The organism is Nocardia carnea NBRC 14403 (assembly GCF_000308515.1).
Lineage (GTDB): Bacteria > Actinomycetota > Actinomycetes > Mycobacteriales > Mycobacteriaceae > Nocardia > Nocardia carnea.
Genome location: NZ_BAFV01000039.1, coordinates 318,028 through 334,600 on the forward strand (window position 1 = coordinate 318,028; position 16,573 = coordinate 334,600).

A 16,573-nucleotide genomic window follows, 5' to 3' on the forward strand; every position below is an offset into this window, starting at 1 on the left:
CTCCCTACCGTACTGCAGGCACCGGGCATACGACCTGGCCCTGGAGTCGCCGCACGACGGCGACCGCGGACAGCACGAGCGCGGTCGCGGCCAGAACCGGCTGGGCGGGCGCGAACCAGGTCAGGGCCCCGGTGTAGCCGAGAGCGAGTAGCGCGATCTTGTTGCAGACCGGGCAGCCGACCGCGAACCAGGCCAGCACCGCGGCGAATCCGCCGAGCCGGGCACTGCGCCGGTCCGAACCGTCGCCGGCTCCCGCCGGTTCGTCGGATCGGGGAGTCTCTGCGGCGCCCGGGCGCACATAGGTGGCGAACAAGATGCCGGTGAGTACGGACGTGACGATCCACACCGGGTAGTTCCACGGCTCGGGCGGTATCTCCCGCCCGAAGATCGGGTTCGGAATCAGGACGGTGACGAGACCGACCACCACACCGACCAGCACGGCCGCCGTCGCGGCCAGGCCCAGCTGCCGAGGACTCCACGCATACAACGCCTGCGCCGCGAGACCCAGCGACGTTTTCCGGCGACTCATCCACTGTTCGATCCGACTCACGGTTTTACTATGCCGGATAGTCGACTATCTTGCATAGTCGACTATCCGAGATAGTCGCCCCCACCGCCCGGCACCCGATGCCGGTGGAGCGCGCCGGGCGACAGCACCCTCCCGACCAGTAAGGAGCACGACGATTTCCTCACAGGACACTCCCACTCGCTCGCTTCCGTGGAAGGCCATTGCGCTCGGCGCGATAGCCGTCGCCCTACTGTCCATCGGCGCCGCGATCAGCATGAGCACCGGCAACGATCGATCCCCGGCCGCGTCGCCGGCAACCGAAGGAAACAGCGCCCTGCTGGACCTGGCGCGCCGCGACGACAACGACCCGTTCGCCATCGGCGCCGTCGACGCCCCGATCGTCGTCATCGAATACGCCGATTTCACGTGCCCGTACTGCAGCGCCTTCGCGGTCAACACCCTCCCGACGCTCCTCGAGGAGTACGTCGAGGCCGGTCACGTTCGTATCGAATGGCGCGATACCCCCATCCTCACCGACTACTCGGTCGAAACGGCGATCGCCGGACGAGCAGCGGCGGAACAGGACCTGTTCTGGGAATTCTCACGAGAGATGTTCGCGCACACCTATTCCGGATCCAAGGACTATCAGCGCGAAACCCTGATCGGCATCGCAGGCAAGGTCGAGGGTCTCGATACCGCGGCGTTCACCGCCGCATTGGACGATCCCGCACTGGCGGCAGCCGTGGACCAGGAGGCCGACGACTCCCGCAACCTCGGGGTTTCGGGGACGCCCACCTTCGTCGTGGGCGACCAGATACTCCAAGGCGCGCAGCCCGTCGACGCTTTCCGGCAGGTCATCGACGCGCAGCTCGAGGAAGTGGGCTGATGGATATCGGCTACGCCGGCGCCTTCCTCGGCGGCATACTCAGCCTCCTCTCGCCGTGTTCGGTCATGCTGCTGCCCGCATTCTTCGCCTATGCGTTCGCCGACCCCGCCACGCTGGTCGCCCGCACCGGGGTCTTCTACCTCGGACTGATCACCACCCTCGTACCGCTGGGCGTCTTCGCCGGCACCGTCGGGGCCTTCCTCAACGAGAACCGCAGTCTGTTGCTCACCCTCGTCGCCTGCGTGGTGATCCTGTTCGGTGTCATCCAGCTGGCGGGGATCCCGATTCCGGGTTTGTCCCGGACTTCCCGGCCGGGCGGCGACGCCGGGCGTGCCTGGACCGTCTACGTTCTCGGCACGGCATACGGGGTCGCGGGAGTCTGCACCGGCCCGATCCTCGGGTCCGTGCTGATGATCGCCGCGGTCGGCGCGAGCCCCGCTTACGGGGCGATCCTGCTCGCGGTCTACGCGGCCGGAATGGCTCTACCGCTGCTGGTGCTCGCCCTCGTGTGGAAACGATGGTCGACCGGAATCCGCGCCGCGCTGACCCCACGGGAACTCACCGTCGGCCGCTGGACGAACAGCTGGCACGCAATCATCTCCGGCCTACTGTCCACTGCCCTCGGCGTTCTCCTGCTGTTCGTGGCCCGCGACCCGGAAGCCGGCGGCATCCTCTCCATCGCCGACCAGTACCGGATCGAGACGGGGGTGGCCGAACTCGGCGGGCAGGTGTCGAACATCTTCGTGCTGGCCCTGTGCCTGGGAATCGGCGCAGCGGCGTGGTGGCTCCGGCGTCGCGCACTCCGTAGAAAGAATCTCCCTTCTTGACAGTTGCTGTCATAACGGTAGAGACTTCCGTCAGGCAGTTCCACCGGCGGACTGATCAACAGGAGGTGCGCGGTGTCCTTGCGGGAGCGGCAGCGGCGGCAGGTCCGTGCGGAGATCCAGAGCGCGGCATTCACGTTGTTCGCGCGCTCCGGATTCGATGCGGTGACCACAGAACAGATCGCCGCGGCGGCAGGGGTATCCCCCAGCACGTACTTCCGGCATGTGCGCAGCAAAGAGGACCTCCTCCTCGACCCCGTGCGGGAAGGCGGCGCGGGAATCGCGGGCCTGCTCGAAGGCCGGCCGGAGGACGAGCCCGCCGATATCGCACTCGCACAATCCATCCTGGCCCGTTCCAGCGCCCTCGAAACAGCCGAAGTCGAACAGTGGCGGGCAGCCTTCGCCACCGCACCACACCTGCTCGACCGAGTCGCCCTGGTCCCGGCAGACCATCGAAAGCGACTGGTGGAGTTGGCAGCCCGGCGGATGGGCACCGATCCGGTGACCGACAGCAGTTCCGGCCTGCTGGTGCACCTCATGCTCGCGGCCGCCGAGTTCGGGTACCTGCAGTGGTTGCGCAGCGCCCGAAATCAATCGGCATCGCTACCGGTCTGTGTCGAGGCGGCGGTCGCCGCGGTCCTCGACGACCGGTGGCGGAAACGTCGCTGACGTCCATCGCCCACGATTCGAAGCAGAGAAGGCTCCCATGAAGCAGAACAGCGTGATTCCGGATTCTGTCGACGTCGTGATCGTCGGGTCGGGAGCGGCGGGTATGACCGCGGCGATCACCGCGGCACGGCACGGCCTGTCCGCGGTAGTGGTGGAGAAAGCGAGCCGATGGGGTGGTTCCACCGCCCGCTCCGGCGGCGGCGTCTGGATTCCCGGTAATCCGGTACTCCGTCGCGAGGCGCCCGCCGACGATATCGACGCCGCCCGCGCCTACCTCACCGCCATCATCGGCGACAGGGTCGCACCGGAGATGATCGACACCTATATCGACCGCGGTGCCGAGGCATTCGAGTTCCTCGCCCGGCACACACCGCTGGCAATGCGCTGGGTGCCCGGATACAGCGACTACTACCCCGAAGCTCCGGGCGGTCGGGCGCACGGCCGATCGGTCGAACCGGAACCCTTCGACGCCCGCACACTCGGCGCCGAACTCGCCACCATGGAACCCGACTACTCGAAGGCCCCACGTAATTTCGTGCTGACCCAGGCCGATTTCCGGCAGATCCATCTAGGGCTGCGCAATCCACGGGCACCGTTCCGCGCGGTCCGGATCGGGGCACGCTGGGCCGCAGGCCGCCTACGTGGGCGGCATCTGCTCGCGCGCGGTCAGGCCTTGAGCGCCATGCTGCGCGTCGGCATGCGCGATTCCGATGTTCCGCTGCTGCTGGACAGCGCGCTGGTGGAACTCCGGACGACCGGCGAACGGGTCACCGGGGTCGTGATCCGCAACGGGGACACCGACCACGCAATTACCGCACGACGGGGCGTGATCCTGGCCTGCGGCGGTTTCGAGAAAAACGACGCCATGCGCAAGCGGTATCAGCGCGAACCGATCGGCACCGAGTGGACCGTCGGGGCGGCGGCCAACACCGGCGACGGTATCCGCGCGGGCCGGGCCATCGGTGCGGCCACCGCATTCATGGACGACGCCTGGTGGGGCCCCTCGATCCCACTCCCCCGCATGCCATGGTTCTGCCTTGCCGAACGAAACCTGCCCGGCAGTCTCATCGTGAACGACCGTGGTATGCGGTTCATGAACGAATCACTGCCCTATGTCGAGGCCACCCACCGCATGTACGGCGGGGAATACGGGCAGGGCGACGGCCCCGGTACCAACATCCCGGCCTGGCTGATCTTCGACCAGCGCTACCGCAACCGTTACCTCTTCGCCGGCCTGCCACCCCGGCAACCGTTACCGCGGCGATGGTTCGACACCGGCGTACTCTCCCGCGCAGACACGGTCAGCGAACTCGCGGAGAAGATCTCGGTGCCGGCGGACCAGCTCGCCGCCACGGTCGCCCGGTTCAATACCTTCGCCCGCACCGGTGCCGATGAGGATTTCGGCCGCGGCACCAGTGCCTACGACCGCTACTACGGAGACCCACGCCAACGCCCGAACCCGAACCTGGGCGCCTTGGAAACCGGCCCCTTCTACGCCGCGCGACTCGTCCCCGGCGACCTGGGCACCAAAGGTGGTCTGGTCACCGATATCGACGCCCGTGTTCAACGGGACGACGGCACTGTCATCCCCGGCCTCTACGCCGCCGGAAACACCAGCGCACCCGTCATGGGTCACACCTATGCCGGCCCCGGAGCCACCATCGGCCCGGCCATCGTCTTCGGCTATCTGGCTGCACTCCACGCCGCCGGTCAGAACCTGCGAAGCGCTCCTTCTTCGACCGAGCCCTGAGTGCCCCGCTTGCGCCGTTGCGGGTTCACCGTTGCTGGATGCGATCCAAATAGTCCTTCCGCTGCGTCACGTCGTATCCGCCGTACTCGGCACCACCGACGAAACGTTTGAGCCACCACAGAATCGGCGCCGGGACCAGTTCTTCGACCACACCTATCGGCGCGAGCCAGCGGGGCACGGTCACCTCACCGCGGCCGTGGCTCGCACTGTCGGCGATCGCGGTCGCGACCTGCTGCGGTGTCAGCGTGGGTTGCAGCCGTAATCGCACACCGGAGGTGAGGTCGGTGTGGGTTGCGGCGGGCAGCACGGCCGTCACGGTGACGCCCGAGCCCGCCAGTTCAGCACGGAGAGCGCGAGAGAACGCCACGACACCGAACTTCGACGCGCAGTAGGTTGCGATCCCGGGTGTGGTGATCTTGCCTGCCATGGAAGCGACGTTGACAATATGACCGCGCCGCCGCAGGCGCATCCCGGGCAGTACCAGATGCACGCCGGTGAGTACCGCGCCGAGATTCACGGCGAGTTCGCGCTGCATCGCCGCGAGATCCTGATCGGCAAAACCGCCCATGAACTGGACACCGGCATTGTTGACGAGGACATCTATCGGGCCGTCGGCTTCCGCAGCGGCCACGAAGGCGCGGAAGCTGTCCTCGTCGGTGACGTCGAGAGCATGGGCGTTGGCGCCGATTTCGGCAGCGGCCTGTTCGGCGGCCGGTAGATCGCGGTCGCCGATCCATACCCGGGCACCGCGGGCGACGAATTCCTCGGCAGTGGCCCGCCCGATCCCGCGCGCCCCGCCGGTGATGCACACCCGGGCGCCCCGCACCTCGATCACAGCGGGCTACCGATCGGCTCGCGCAATGCGAAGTAGGCGATAAGCCTGATCGCACCGTCATTCATCCGCAGCAGTGCCCGGCCGAGGTAGACGCCGGGGATCACCTCCACGATTTCGTCGCGGGTCCGTCCGATGGGGAAGGTCCGGACGGTCGGATTGCGGTACTCGGGCACCGAATAGTCGAGGGCGCGCACGGTCTTGGCGGATTCGAGCCAGCTCGGCGCGAGTGCGTGTGCGAAGTCGAAACCTTCCATTTCCCGCCCGGCACGGCGCAGGCCGAAGTAACCCGCGGTGATGATCGGCATCACCACACCGGCGATGGGCGACAGCCTGTTCCAGCCGACCCCGCCTGGCAGGTCGAATGTCTTGCCGCGCCAGGTCGGGTCGATTCGCATCAGCGGATTCGCCAGCCGGGCTTCGGGGATCCCGAAGAGTTTGCCGACGATCAGGCCCTCCAGCTTCCCGTCCGGCCCTTCGGGTGCAACACCGGCGGCAAACAGTTCGGCCAGGGCGGTGTGATCGTCCCGCTCACCCAGACCGGTGAGGTAATCCCACGTCTGCGCACGAGCCGACACCGGATGTGTCGCTGCCCGGTCCCGCAGCTCCGCGCACATCGCGCGCGGTGCCGACTTCTGTGGTTCCAGATGTACCGTCATCACCTTCTCCATTCTGGTACGTTCTCGTACCAGTTTATTTGGTACGGAACTGTGCCAGATATCCGAAACGCGTGTCAATCCCCCGGCGTGGGAGATGCGAGGATGATCGGGTGCCGACCACCGAACGCAAGTACGCCGGAGATACCGCCCGCACGCGGCTTCTCCGGCGGCGCGCGGCGTTGATCGGTGTCGCGCTCACCGAAATGGCCGGAAACCGCTGGCGCACGGCGACAGTCGAGGCGCTGTGCCGTTCGGCCAAACTCAACAAGCGCTACTTCTACGAAAGCTTCGGCGGCCTGGACGACCTTGCCGACGCGGTGATCGAAACGATTGCCACCGAAGTGGCCGAGGCGGCCGTCGCCGGCTACCTTCCCCTCCTCGACCAGCCCGTGGAGGAACAGGCCCGCGGTGCGATCACCGCTGTCGTCGACGTCCTCGGCGACGATCCACGCAAAGCCCTCGTACTTCTCGGCGGCGTCCCCACCACCCCGGTCGCGCACGAAAAACGCACCGCTGTCATCACCGGACTCACCGCCGCGTTGATCGCCCACGCTCGTACGACCCACGATGTGTCCCTCGAACAGGACTCCCTGGCCGCCACCGCCCCCGCCTTCGTCATCGGCGGCACCGCCCAAGCGATCCTGTCCTGGGCAAACGGGGATCTCACACTCACCCGCGACCGCCTCGTAGCCGACATCACCGCACTGTGGATGACCCTGGAACACGGCGCCACCGAACTGGCCCGCTCACGTCTCTCCGGCTCCACCACCGATACGCATTGACCGGCCGACCACGCCTTTACCTCGGCGGTAATTGCCGCCCGGCACAGCCCGAACCTACCGTCACACCATGTCCGCCTACGGCTTTGCCCATCTGCGTAACCGCAGACCCCACCCCGACATAATCGAATATCTGGAGCGCATCCAGGCGACGCTGGACCCGTTCGGTGGCCGATTCGTCATCCACGGCCCCCCGGCCGAAATCCTGGAAGGCGACTGGCCGGGAAGCATGGTGTTGATCGAGTTCCCGGATATGAACCACGCACGTGACTGGTACCACTCGGCCGCATATCAGGAGATCCTGTCCCTGCGTGCCGATCACATCGATGGCGACCTCCTGCTGATCGAGGGCGTCGGCCCCGAGTACGACCCACGCGAACGCGCCACGAAACTCGGCGCCGGAACACCGGTGGACTGATTCCTTCACCGGCCTTCGGGGTACGGACGTGGAGGCTGACCTGGTAACCATGTGCGGATTCGTGGTCGGGTCCAGGGTGCGGCGGCGCGCCCCACACCGGGAGTGATCCCGCTCAGGCCGGCCGGGGTGCGTACATGATCACGGCGACCCCGATGAGGCAGATGGTGGCCCCGGCGACATCCCAGCGGTCGGGACGGAAACCGTCGAGAGCCATACCCCACAGCAGCGATCCGGCGACGAATACTCCACCGTAGGCGGCGAGGATGCGCCCGAAGTGGGCGTCGGGCTGGAGCGTGGCGACGAAACCGTAGAGGCCGAGCGCGATGACACCGGCCCCGATCCAGGCCCAGCCGCGATGTTCGCGCACGCCCTGCCAAACCAGCCACGCCCCGCCGATTTCCGCGACGGCAGCCAGGACGAACACCAGGATGGAACGCAGCACGGTCATGAGCGGAGCCTAGACATCGTGGGTGCCAGGGTGACTACTCAGCCGTCCTGGGCCGAAAGCGGCTGGGCCGGAGCCGGCGGGGGACGGCCGGAATCCAGCTCCCCTTTTCGATCCGCAGTTCCACTCATGCTGTATTCGGAGCTCGGCTGACGATGCTGATGTTCAGTTCTTCGGCTCGGCCGCCCTCGGCCAGATGCTGGGTGGTCACATCGGCCAGAGTTGTGTCCGCGCCGGCTCGGCGAGTGTGTAGCGATACGTGACGTGGCCGGCCGCGCAGGCCCGAGATCACGAGCACCCACAGCGGACTCGGCTCGAGATCGGCCGGTTCGGTGCGGGGGCGGTTGTATCCCATGGGGCCGATACGGTCGAAAATCTCCTGTTGGCTCGCGACGACGCCGCGTCGTTTCAGCCGCTGCGCCACTTCGCGGTCTTCCGCGCCGGTGGCGGCGGTCAGCTCCTCCCAGCTCGCCCGCTGCTGCCATCCTTCCAGCAGCGCGGAATCCATGGCCTCACTCCAGTACAACCTGTGCGCGGCAGCGGCGTGAGCGCGCAGGTGCTCTTCCCAGTCGTAGTCGGGGTCGTTGTGTAGCTCGATGCCCAGGAGTTGCACCGCCAACCGCTTGCTGTTGGCTTCGGCCCGACGGTCGGGCGGCAACAGCATGTGACACCGGGCTCGGATCGCGCCGTCGGTGCGGCCGAATTCAGCCGCCAGCTCCGTTACGGATTTTCCCACGCGCACCTGTTCCACCAGGCGGCGGCACTCCGCTGCCAGCCAAGGCTGTCCGGCCCGTGTGGTGGCAATTCCCTCCGGTTCGTACGCCTCCGCCATATGACCCCGTCCCCGTGTTCCATTGCGGGCCTTGCCTTCTCGGCCCAGCTGTATATCAGGGTAAGTATCCCCCGATACCCGGCACAGCACACCGGTATCGAGACAGAATTGCGCGATATCCCTGTCAGGCCTGCCGGCGGGACCGTCCGGTTCGGTGCCTCGAGACCGAGGTAACGAAATGCGGGACGTGCGCAATGCACGACCGAATGCGACCACCGGCAACGTCACGGTCCTGCCTCCCGGTCCGGTGCGTACTCTCCGACGCACCGGACCGGGAGGCTCCTGGGAGCGCTCAGTTTTCCCCGTCGAGGGTCAGCACGACCAGGGGCATGGGCCGGTCGATCTTGGACTGGAAGTCCGCGAGCAGGGCGTTGTCGGCCAGGACCCAGGCCGCGAACTCGTCGTAGTCCGCGCCTTCGAGCACCTTCCCGGTCGCCTGGTAGGTCTTGTCCCGGAGCTCGACGGTGACCTGCGGATTCGCCTTGATGTTGTACCACCAGGCCGGGTACTTGTCTTCGATGAACGAGCTCACGTACATGGTGTCGCCCCGGTACAGCGGCCCGAGGGGAGTTGTGTGCCGCTTGCCGCTCTTGGCTCCCGTGGTGGTGAGCAGGATGAGGTCGCCGCCCGCGTACGCACCGCCCACCTTGCCCGAGTTCTCCCGGAACTCCTTGATCACATCGTCGTTCCAGTTGGCGATGCTGCCCTCTTCGTCCCAGGACTGGTTCCACGGCGCGTTCGGATCGTTGTAGTCGGTGATTTCGGCCTGATCCGGCTGTCCCACAGTCGCTTCGGTTTCGCTCATGGTTCAAGTGTGCCGCATATTCAGGCCAGTTTCTGTCCTGAATTGACCACAACCGTGCGATTGCGGCACGCGGCGCGCCTCATGCGGCGTGACCTTCCCGTTCCACGGCATCCGCATCGACGCCACCGCACGGGTCCGCTGACACGGCTTTCACCCCGGCGACAGCGGACTCAGTGCAATGCGTCCGCGCCCTCCGGCCACAGAAATCTGCACCGCCACCGGCCTCAGGAAATCCGAGTCCAGTGCCGCGGCATCGGCCGATGTGCTCGGAGACACCTTTTCGGACCATACCCCCAGGGGTATTGTCGGGCTTCGAGTCCAATACCCCTGGGGGTATATAGAGGAGGAGAAGATGGCCAGTTCAGCCGTGCGTCCACCGGAGACGGACGCCACGCACACGGGCACACACGGGGGCGTGCTCGGCAGGTTCGGAGCACTGATGGCGGGACATGTGCGCATCGTGTTCGGCGTATGGCTGGTTGTGGCGGTAGTGCTGGGCGCCGCCGCTCCGAGCGTGTTCACCGCATTGGCCGGAGCAGGCTGGCAGGCCGACGGCTCGGAGTCGGTGCAGGTGCGCGAGCTGGCCCAGGAGCATTTCGGTGGAAACTCCTCGGCTGCGGTGCAGGTCGTAGTCCATTCCGAGGATGGGCCGGTGGAAAGCCCGCCGGTCCAGGCGGTGCTCGGCGAGATCACCGCGGTCTTCGCGGGTGACGACCGATTCGGGACGGTGGTGCCGCCACAACCAGGTCGGTCGATCAGCCCGGACGGGCATACCGGCATCCTCATCGCGGGCGCGAACGCTTCCACCGACGAGATGGTCCGGGCCGTCGACGACCACAAGGACGCGCTGACCGCCCTGTCGGGCGACGGTGTGCAGGTGTACCCGACGGGCGCTTCGGCATTGTGGAGCGATTTCAACGAGGCCAATCACACGGCGATGATCAAGGCCGAAATGTTCTCGTGGCCGGTTACTTTGGCGATCATGGTGCTGGCGTTCGGGTCGCTGGTCGCCGCGGGACTGCCGCTGCTGCTCACCATGGTCGGCCTGGTGGCTTCGGCCGGCGGACTGGTGCTGCTCAACGAGGTCACGCCCATCTCGGTGTGGGCGATGAACTTCGCGATGATGTTCGCCCTGGCCCTGGGCATCGACTACGCCTTGTTCCTGGTCGCACGCTTCCGTGATGCACTCCGCGGGGCGGGCGACGCGAAGGCGGCGGTCGCCGAGACCATGGACACCGCGGGCAAAGCAGTACTGCTGTCCGGGATCACCGTTCTGGTCAGCCTGTCGGCGGTGCTGATCGTGCCGGCACCGGCGGTGCGGACCATGGCGGTCGGCATCATGTTCGCCGTGGTCTTCGTTCTCGCGGCCACGATGACACTGCTCCCGGCAGCGCTGGGTGCCCTGGGCGGCCGGGTCAACGCCGGTGCGCTGCCCTATGCCGCACGTCAGCAGCATCGCTCACCGCGATTCGCCGCCTGGGGGCGGATACTGCACGCCCGCCCGTGGCCGTTCGCGATCGGGGCGGCCGCGGTACTCGTGGCGCTGTCGGTTCCGGTGTTCGGACTGAAGGTCGCCATGCCGTCGATCGAAGTCGTTCCCTCCGACGCACCGGTCCGGCAAGGGTATGAGCTGGTCCAGGCCCAGATGGGCGAGGGCGCGCCGGGCATGCTGCAGATCGTCACCCCGGCCGGGGATGCCGAGCAGGTGGCCCGGATCGCGGCGGGTGTCGACGGGGTCGCCATGATCACTCCACCGCAGGCCGCCGGAGACGGCAGCGGGTCGATGCTCATGCAGGCCGTACCGGAGGTCGATCCTTCCGATCCGCGCATGGGCGCGATCCTGGCCGATCTGCGCAGCGCCCTGCCCGGCGAGGCGCTGGTCGGTGGTGCGCCCGCGGAGAATCTGGATCTGCAGCAGGCGTTGAACGATTATTTCCCGGTCATCGTCGGGGCGATCCTGGTACTCGGCTTCGTCCTGCTGCTGGTCGCGCTGCGGGCGCCGCTGATCGCCGCCCTCGGCACCCTGGTCAGCCTGTTGTCGACCGCCGCGGCGTTCGGGGTGGCGAAACTGATCTTCCAGGACGGACACGGCGCCGGTCTGCTCGGTTTCACCCCGCAGGGATTTCTCGACGGCTGGGGGCCGGTGTTCTTCTTCGCCATGATCTTCGCCATCGCAATGGACTACACCGTATTCCTGCTGGCGACCGCGAAGGAGCACTACGAGCGGTCCGGCGACCCGGCGACGGCCCAGATCGACGGGCTGGCGCATTCGGGCCGGGTGATCTTCGCCGCGGCCGCGGTGATGGTGGCGGTGTTCTTCACCTTTGCACTGGCCGAACCGCTACCGCCCAAGGAGATGGGCATCATTCTCGGCGTCGCGGTCCTGCTCGACGCGGTGGTGGTGCGCCTGGTACTCCTACCGGCGCTGCTCCGACTGACCGGGCACGCGGCCTGGTGGTCACCGGAATGGCTGCGTAGGGCATTACCGGAGATCAGCTTCGCCCACCGGTGATACGCCACAGCTCACCCCGGTGTAATACCCCCGGGGGTATCATCGGTGGTGAGCTCTACGAAAGGACAATGCGATGGTCGGCAACGAAGAGACGATCGCCCAGGTGCTCAACCGGTTGCGCCGGGCAAACGGGCAGCTCACCGGGGTGATCTCCATGATCGAACAGGGTCGCGACTGCAAGGACGTCGTCACGCAACTCGCGGCCGTCTCGCGGGCGCTGGACCGCGCCGGGTTCAAGATCATCGCTACCGGCCTGCGCGAATGTATGACCGAGGATTCCGAGAACGGTTCCGAGCCGATGACCGAGGCCGAATTGGAGAAGCTCTTTCTCGCCCTCGCCTGAACGGTGCGCCGCCGGAACACCCCCTCGCCCGGAAAACGAACAGAAAGGACATACCGTGGACATCGCACTGTCGACCACCTTGCACACCGGCTTCGACGAGGCCGTCGAAAGGACCCGCACCGCACTGTCCGAACAGGGCTTCGGGGTGCTCACCGAGATCGATATGCAGGCCACATTGAAGGCCAAACTCGGCGAGGATATGGAGGAGTACCTGATCCTCGGCGCCTGCAACCCGCCGCTGGCGCATCGAGCCGTGGGCGTGAACCGGCAAATCGGGCTGCTGTTGCCGTGCAATGTGGTGGTCCGCCGCGACCCCACCGCCGCCGAGACCGTCATCGTCGAGGCGATGAATCCCGACATCATGGTCGAGGTCACCGGTGAACCCGCACTGAATCCCGTCGCCGCCGAGGCGGCGACGAAACTCCGTGCTGCTATCGACTCCCTGCGCGCGGACTGAATCCGGGTTTACGCGGACATCCTGTCCGGGGTGACGATGGTCCCGTAGTCGAGCCCACCGTGACTGTAGGTGGGCACGACGGGCCATTGGCGTTTCCACGGCGCGCATTCCGAGGACGGGATGATCTGCAGCCAGCGTGGGTCGCGCGGCGAGGGTGAGGCCAAGGTTTTCTCCTTGACCATCGAATCGTACTGGTCGAGCGAATCTTCCAGGGTGTTGCCGTTGAGGACGACTTCGCGGCCGTAGAACGCCGCTTGCCGTTTCACACCGGGGATGGCGGACAGTTCGGGCTGCCAACTGTCTGCGGCCATCCCGTTTTCCGAGGAGACCCAGACGCCGTCGGGGGTGTTGAGGACCAGTGAGTGGTTGCCGTCGGTGTGCCCCGGCGTCCACAGCAGGCTCACTCCGACGCCGAGTTCGATATCGCCGTCGAAGGTGAGCAGCCGGTCGCGGGGAACACCGTTCATCCCGCCGTCGACGTACCAGGCCCATTGCATCGGATGCATGGATTCGAAGGTGCCGAGCTCTTTGCGGTGCACGAGCAGTTCGGCATTCGGGAACAGCGGTTGCCGCGGCGCGGTTTCGCCCTCGATCACCTCGGTGCTGCCCATGATCATGCGGAGATCCTGGACGTGGAGGTGGTCGAAGCTGAGGTAGTCGACGTCGTCGTTGCGCAGGCCGAGCCGGGGCAGCACCGTATCGGGGTCGTTGTAGTACTTGACGAAGAATTTGTCGGCGCCGAAACGCTGGGAGAAGCGCTGCAACTTGGCGTAGAACGGCGCCTCCGCCGAACCGGCCGCCACCGTGGGCTCCCAGACGAGGGTTTTCAGGGCGCCGTCGAAACCTTCGAACTGGATCACGAACATGCGGTTCACGATCGAGATCATCGGGTTCAGATTCAGCGAATAGCCCTGGAAGGCGAACCGTGCCGGATACGGTGCCGCGGCGATATCGATGCTTTTCACCGCACGCACCTGTCCTTGGCCGAGGAAGCGGTCGCGGTAGCAGGTGGCGGCCTCCCGGATCGCGGCGAGGCGTTCGCCGCGGGGCCAGGTATCGTGCACGCCGTCGAATTCGGGAATCGGGCGCACCCGATCGATCCCGCGGTTGCCGGTTCCGGTGGTCATTGTTCTGCTCCTGGGGTTTCGGTGGGAGTGAGTGCGCCGCGCTCGTATTTCGCACGCGAGGAACGGTCCGCGCCCAGCGCCGCCACCTGGTTCGGGACCATCCGCCGGAACACCGCCGCCCGCAACACGTCGGGCAGAATCGCCACGGCGCGGACCAGCGGGCCTACATACCGCGGGACGGTCACCTCGAAGCGGGGGCGGGCGATGACACCGGCGACCGCGCGGGCGACATCGTGCGGGGTGAGCATCGCGACCGGCCCCGGCGAGGTACCGGCCGCCAGCTCGGTATCGACCACGGTCGGCATCACCACCGACAGTTCGACGCCGCTGCCGCGGAGTTCGGTGCGGACCGCGCTCAGATAGCCGTACACACCGTGTTTGGTCGCCGCGTAGGTCGCTTCTCCGGCGGGGGCGAGTTTGGAGGCCGCGGAAGCGACGGTGACGATATGCCCGTGGCCGCGGGCGCGCATCCGGGGCGCGGCCAGGCGGACACCGCGGATCACGCCGTGGAGGTTGACCTCGAGCTGTCGCTGGGTCGCGCGTTCGGGTTCCTCGTCGAACCGGCCGGCCCACATCACGCCCGCGTTGTTGACCAGCACGTCTATCCGCTGCCAGCGCTGTTCGACCGCGTCGAGGAATTGGGTGAAGGACGCTTCGTTGCCGACGTCCACCGCGAACCCGGCGGCTTGGCCGGAGATGCGGCCGGCAGCGGTCGCGGCGCCCTGTCCGTCCAGATCGCCGATCGCTACGCGCGCGCCCGCCGCGGCGAGCTCGGCGGCGATGGCCAGGCCGATCCCCCGGGCGGCGCCGGTCACCGCGATCACTCGGCCTCTCAGCTCTTTCGTCGAGCGCACGAGCAGCTCCTTCCGGTAATTTTGACATGTAATCGTGTCAGATGAAGTGTGCAGTACGGCACGGCGGTGAAGCAAGGAAATCTCTCGCCGAGCCGGAATATCCGAGCTAGCGCTTCAGACCCTCCAGTGCGGCGAGGAAAAGTGTTGTACAAACCTCGACGAGCATTTCGGGCGATTGGCGCGTACCCGTCATCATCCAGTCCACCAGCAGGTTGTTGACCGCCCCCGAAAGCGCGATCGCGGTCAGCCGCGACCGTTCGTCGGCCGAATCGATACCCTGATCCGCCGACCATACGGAGGCGATCAGATCGGCGAAGGCACGGAGCACCCCGTGGCGTAATTCCTCGATCTCGGGCGATACGCCCACGACCTCGATCAGCACGATCCGGGCACGACGCGGGTCCGCGGTGAGGTATCCGACGAATGCGGCCAGCCCGTCGTGCGCGGCGGTGCCGATATCGCCGTCCGCCGCGTCGATGGCGGCCTGCGTGGAGACACGGAGCTCGGCGACGAGTTCGCCGTACACACCGGCCAGGGCGGCATGACGGTCACGGAAGGATTCGTAGAAATATCGTTCGGTCAGACCGGCCGTACCGCAGATCTGTTTGACCGAGGTCGCGGCAAACCCGGCCGTACCGAAAAGTTCCAGCGCCGCACCGATTATCGCGACCCGCCGGGTCCGGGTGCGCTCGGCGGCGTCCATACCGGAATAGCGGCGGCCGGCACCCCGGTCTCGCGCGGCGGCCATCGTCGCTCCTTCCGATTCGCGGTGTTGTCGTGCAATACTGGCCGACAGTATCTGACAAGTGTACATGTCAGATAAGGCCGTCGACCCGAGGGACACGTCGTGACCAGTGAAACCACACCCGCCGCTCCCCCACCGCAGATATCGGAGCCCGCGGTGAACCTGCACGACCAAGCCGGCCTCGGCACGCGGGTGACCTATGTGCTGGCACGCCTGATCGCCAAGCAGGGCTATCGGATCTGGCCGCTGAACGATCCCGGTATCCGCGCACTCGCACTGCTCGATACCGCGATCGGCCGACTACCGCGGCTGCCCGGGGTCACCTGTTCGATCACCGAACTCGGCGCGGTGCCCGTCGAGGAATACCGGCCCGCAATACCCGCACAGGACGGTTTGACCGGCGCGACCGTGCTGTACCTGCACGGCGGTGGTTTCACCTTCTGCGGCGCCGGCACGCACCGCCGCGTGGCGAGCAGAATGGCGCAAACCCTGGGCATACCGGTGTACTCCGTGCTCTACCGGCAGCTACCCCACGGCGGGGTCGGGTCCGCGGTACACGATGCCTACACCGCCTATCGCGCCCTGCTCGATCGCTGCCCGAACCCCGGCAAAGTCGTCCTCGCGGGTGATTCGTCGGGCGGTTTCCTCGCCGCCAAGACCTGCGAACTCGCCGCGGCCGACGGGCTGCCCGCGCCCGCCGCCATGATCGGATACTCGCCGCACATAGACCTCGACGCCGATCGCCGGGACCACGAAATCATCGGCCACGACGCCCTCATGCCAGTCTCCGCCTATCGGCGCGCGAAACGGAAGTGGGCCCGCGGCCCGGTGGCCCCGCGCGGTGCACGCTCGATGCTGGAGGCCGACCCCGCAGTGTTTCCCCCGGCCTTCCTCACCGCGGCACGACGGGAGATGTTCGAAGCCGATATCCTGGATTTCACCCGGCTCCTCGCCGAGACCGGACGTACCGTCGAAACACATATCTGGCGCGGCCAGGTACACGCCTTTCCGGTTCTCGACGCATTACTGCCCGAAAGCCGCGAAGCGATGCGGTTGACCGGTGTATTCCTGCGCGACAACGTTTTCGGGGCCGACAGCTCTTCGTGAAGATAACAACGCTCGGCCGCG

General features: G+C 66.8%; 19 protein-coding genes. 10 read left to right on the plus strand and 9 right to left on the minus strand.

The genetic code is table 11. The annotated features are described in order from the left end of the window. Positions 1–4: 4 nt before the first annotated feature. On the minus strand, positions 5–550 hold the full coding sequence (locus ON22_RS14345; protein WP_231507940.1) for a hypothetical protein: 546 nt from the start codon (positions 548–550) through the stop codon (positions 5–7). Between the two features lie 232 nt (positions 551–782). Between ON22_RS14345 and ON22_RS14350 the strand changes: the two genes are divergently transcribed. From ON22_RS14350 to kstD, 4 genes are all read left to right on the plus strand, one after another. Continuing rightward, positions 783–1,394, plus strand: a complete 612-nt coding sequence (locus ON22_RS14350) for a DsbA family protein (protein ID WP_051157613.1) — start codon at positions 783–785, stop codon at positions 1,392–1,394. Beyond that, positions 1,394–2,221, plus strand: coding sequence for a cytochrome c biogenesis CcdA family protein (locus tag ON22_RS14355; protein WP_033241716.1), 828 nt, complete (start codon positions 1,394–1,396; stop codon positions 2,219–2,221). The genes ON22_RS14350 and ON22_RS14355 overlap by 1 nt, the downstream gene beginning before the upstream one ends. 72 nt (positions 2,222–2,293) lie before the next feature. Further along, on the plus strand, positions 2,294–2,887 hold the full coding sequence (locus tag ON22_RS14360) for a TetR/AcrR family transcriptional regulator (RefSeq protein ID WP_033241715.1): 594 nt from the start codon (positions 2,294–2,296) through the stop codon (positions 2,885–2,887). A gap of 37 nt (positions 2,888–2,924) precedes the next feature. Then, entirely contained in the window at positions 2,925–4,637 is a 1,713-nt protein-coding gene (gene kstD, locus ON22_RS14365; RefSeq protein ID WP_033241714.1) for a 3-oxosteroid 1-dehydrogenase, read from the plus strand. 25 nt (positions 4,638–4,662) lie between these two features. On the opposite strand, the gene ON22_RS14370 is transcribed toward kstD, so the two are convergent. Beyond that, the gene (locus ON22_RS14370) at positions 4,663–5,472 is read right to left on the minus strand and encodes an SDR family oxidoreductase (protein ID WP_033241713.1); all 810 of its coding nucleotides are present in this window, start codon (positions 5,470–5,472) and stop codon (positions 4,663–4,665) included. Continuing rightward, the gene (locus ON22_RS14375) at positions 5,469–6,128 is read right to left on the minus strand and encodes a hypothetical protein (RefSeq protein ID WP_033242350.1); all 660 of its coding nucleotides are present in this window, start codon (positions 6,126–6,128) and stop codon (positions 5,469–5,471) included. The genes ON22_RS14370 and ON22_RS14375 overlap by 4 nt, the downstream gene beginning before the upstream one ends. Positions 6,129–6,238: 110 nt before the next feature. Here ON22_RS14375 and ON22_RS14380 point away from each other — a divergent pair, with 110 nt between their 5' ends. Both ON22_RS14380 and ON22_RS14385 read left to right on the plus strand, forming a co-directional pair. Further along, positions 6,239–6,910 carry a TetR/AcrR family transcriptional regulator gene (locus ON22_RS14380; RefSeq protein ID WP_033241712.1) on the plus strand — a complete coding sequence of 224 codons (672 nt, stop codon included), beginning with the start codon at positions 6,239–6,241 and terminating at the stop codon, positions 6,908–6,910. 67 nt (positions 6,911–6,977) lie between these two features. Continuing rightward, positions 6,978–7,325, plus strand: coding sequence for a DUF1330 domain-containing protein (locus ON22_RS14385; RefSeq protein WP_033241711.1), 348 nt, complete (start codon positions 6,978–6,980; stop codon positions 7,323–7,325). Between the two features lie 112 nt (positions 7,326–7,437). Here ON22_RS14385 and ON22_RS14390 read toward each other — a convergent pair whose 3' ends face one another. From ON22_RS14390 to ON22_RS14400, 3 genes are all read right to left on the minus strand, one after another. Then, a complete protein-coding gene (locus ON22_RS14390) occupies positions 7,438–7,773 on the minus strand; it encodes a YnfA family protein (protein WP_033241710.1) in 336 nt (111 codons plus the stop codon). A gap of 124 nt (positions 7,774–7,897) precedes the next feature. Then, positions 7,898–8,602, minus strand: a complete 705-nt coding sequence (locus ON22_RS14395) for a hypothetical protein (protein WP_033241709.1) — start codon at positions 8,600–8,602, stop codon at positions 7,898–7,900. A gap of 292 nt (positions 8,603–8,894) precedes the next feature. Beyond that, positions 8,895–9,407, minus strand: a complete 513-nt coding sequence (locus ON22_RS14400) for a nitroreductase/quinone reductase family protein (RefSeq protein WP_033241708.1) — start codon at positions 9,405–9,407, stop codon at positions 8,895–8,897. A 352-nt stretch (positions 9,408–9,759) separates the two neighbouring features. Here ON22_RS14400 and ON22_RS14405 point away from each other — a divergent pair, with 352 nt between their 5' ends. From ON22_RS14405 to ON22_RS14415, 3 genes are all read left to right on the plus strand, one after another. Next, on the plus strand, positions 9,760–11,919 hold the full coding sequence (locus ON22_RS14405) for an MMPL family transporter (protein ID WP_081595567.1): 2,160 nt from the start codon (positions 9,760–9,762) through the stop codon (positions 11,917–11,919). A 73-nt stretch (positions 11,920–11,992) separates the two neighbouring features. Continuing rightward, entirely contained in the window at positions 11,993–12,262 is a 270-nt protein-coding gene (locus ON22_RS14410) for a metal-sensitive transcriptional regulator (RefSeq protein WP_033241706.1), read from the plus strand. Between the two features lie 55 nt (positions 12,263–12,317). Beyond that, positions 12,318–12,719, plus strand: coding sequence for a DUF302 domain-containing protein (locus ON22_RS14415; protein ID WP_033241705.1), 402 nt, complete (start codon positions 12,318–12,320; stop codon positions 12,717–12,719). A gap of 8 nt (positions 12,720–12,727) precedes the next feature. Here ON22_RS14415 and ON22_RS14420 read toward each other — a convergent pair whose 3' ends face one another. From ON22_RS14420 to ON22_RS14430, 3 genes are all read right to left on the minus strand, one after another. Further along, the gene (locus tag ON22_RS14420) at positions 12,728–13,846 is read right to left on the minus strand and encodes an MBL fold metallo-hydrolase (RefSeq protein WP_051157614.1); all 1,119 of its coding nucleotides are present in this window, start codon (positions 13,844–13,846) and stop codon (positions 12,728–12,730) included. Beyond that, entirely contained in the window at positions 13,843–14,700 is an 858-nt protein-coding gene (locus tag ON22_RS14425) for an SDR family oxidoreductase (protein WP_231507939.1), read from the minus strand. The genes ON22_RS14420 and ON22_RS14425 overlap by 4 nt, the downstream gene beginning before the upstream one ends. Positions 14,701–14,806: 106 nt before the next feature. Then, positions 14,807–15,448, minus strand: a complete 642-nt coding sequence (locus ON22_RS14430) for a TetR/AcrR family transcriptional regulator (protein WP_033241704.1) — start codon at positions 15,446–15,448, stop codon at positions 14,807–14,809. Between the two features lie 99 nt (positions 15,449–15,547). Between ON22_RS14430 and ON22_RS14435 the strand changes: the two genes are divergently transcribed. After that, positions 15,548–16,552, plus strand: coding sequence for an alpha/beta hydrolase (locus ON22_RS14435; RefSeq protein ID WP_051743099.1), 1,005 nt, complete (start codon positions 15,548–15,550; stop codon positions 16,550–16,552). Positions 16,553–16,573: the final 21 nt, after the last annotated feature.